Origin of the sequence: Klebsiella sp. 7-CIP_Kleb. (genome assembly GCF_050378655.1) — a bacterium.
Lineage (GTDB): Bacteria > Pseudomonadota > Gammaproteobacteria > Enterobacterales > Enterobacteriaceae > Klebsiella > Klebsiella quasipneumoniae.
In genome coordinates, this window is record NZ_JBNRLJ010000029.1 from 1 (window position 1) to 1,709 (window position 1,709).

Below are 1,709 nucleotides of genomic sequence, written 5' to 3' on the forward strand. Positions count from 1 at the left end.
CAAAGGCAGGTTCTTTAAGGTAAGGAGGTGATCCAACCGCAGGTTCCCCTACGGTTACCTTGTTACGACTTCACCCCAGTCATGAATCACAAAGTGGTAAGCGCCCTCCCGAAGGTTAAGCTACCTACTTCTTTTGCAACCCACTCCCATGGTGTGACGGGCGGTGTGTACAAGGCCCGGGAACGTATTCACCGTAGCATTCTGATCTACGATTACTAGCGATTCCGACTTCATGGAGTCGAGTTGCAGACTCCAATCCGGACTACGACATACTTTATGAGGTCCGCTTGCTCTCGCGAGGTCGCTTCTCTTTGTATATGCCATTGTAGCACGTGTGTAGCCCTGGTCGTAAGGGCCATGATGACTTGACGTCATCCCCACCTTCCTCCAGTTTATCACTGGCAGTCTCCTTTGAGTTCCCGGCCGAACCGCTGGCAACAAAGGATAAGGGTTGCGCTCGTTGCGGGACTTAACCCAACATTTCACAACACGAGCTGACGACAGCCATGCAGCACCTGTCTCACAGTTCCCGAAGGCACCAAAGCATCTCTGCTAAGTTCTGTGGATGTCAAGACCAGGTAAGGTTCTTCGCGTTGCATCGAATTAAACCACATGCTCCACCGCTTGTGCGGGCCCCCGTCAATTCATTTGAGTTTTAACCTTGCGGCCGTACTCCCCAGGCGGTCGATTTAACGCGTTAGCTCCGGAAGCCACGCCTCAAGGGCACAACCTCCAAATCGACATCGTTTACGGCGTGGACTACCAGGGTATCTAATCCTGTTTGCTCCCCACGCTTTCGCACCTGAGCGTCAGTCTTTGTCCAGGGGGCCGCCTTCGCCACCGGTATTCCTCCAGATCTCTACGCATTTCACCGCTACACCTGGAATTCTACCCCCCTCTACAAGACTCTAGCCTGCCAGTTTCGAATGCAGTTCCCAGGTTGAGCCCGGGGATTTCACATCCGACTTGACAGACCGCCTGCGTGCGCTTTACGCCCAGTAATTCCGATTAACGCTTGCACCCTCCGTATTACCGCGGCTGCTGGCACGGAGTTAGCCGGTGCTTCTTCTGCGGGTAACGTCAATCGACAAGGTTATTAACCTTATCGCCTTCCTCCCCGCTGAAAGTACTTTACAACCCGAAGGCCTTCTTCATACACGCGGCATGGCTGCATCAGGCTTGCGCCCATTGTGCAATATTCCCCACTGCTGCCTCCCGTAGGAGTCTGGACCGTGTCTCAGTTCCAGTGTGGCTGGTCATCCTCTCAGACCAGCTAGGGATCGTCGCCTAGGTGAGCCGTTACCCCACCTACTAGCTAATCCCATCTGGGCACATCTGATGGCATGAGGCCCGAAGGTCCCCCACTTTGGTCTTGCGACATTATGCGGTATTAGCTACCGTTTCCAGTAGTTATCCCCCTCCATCAGGCAGTTTCCCAGACATTACTCACCCGTCCGCCGCTCGTCACCCGAGAGCAAGCTCTCTGTGCTACCGCTCGACTTGCATGTGTTAGGCCTGCCGCCAGCGTTCAATCTGAGCCATGATCAAACTCTTCAATTTAAGTTTGATGCTCAAAGAATTAAACTTCGTAATGAATTACGTGTTCACTCTTGAGACTTGGTATTCATTTATTGTCCGAAGACATTAAGAATCCATGTCACTTTGAGTGCCCACACAGATTGTCTGATAAATTGTTAAAGAGCAGTTGC

General features: G+C 52.5%; 1 rRNA gene. It reads right to left on the reverse strand.

From position 1 onward, the window contains the following. Positions 1-20: 20 nt before the first annotated feature. A 16S ribosomal RNA gene (locus ACQUTI_RS26250) occupies positions 21-1,560 on the reverse strand. Between the last annotated feature and the right edge of the window lie 149 nt (positions 1,561-1,709).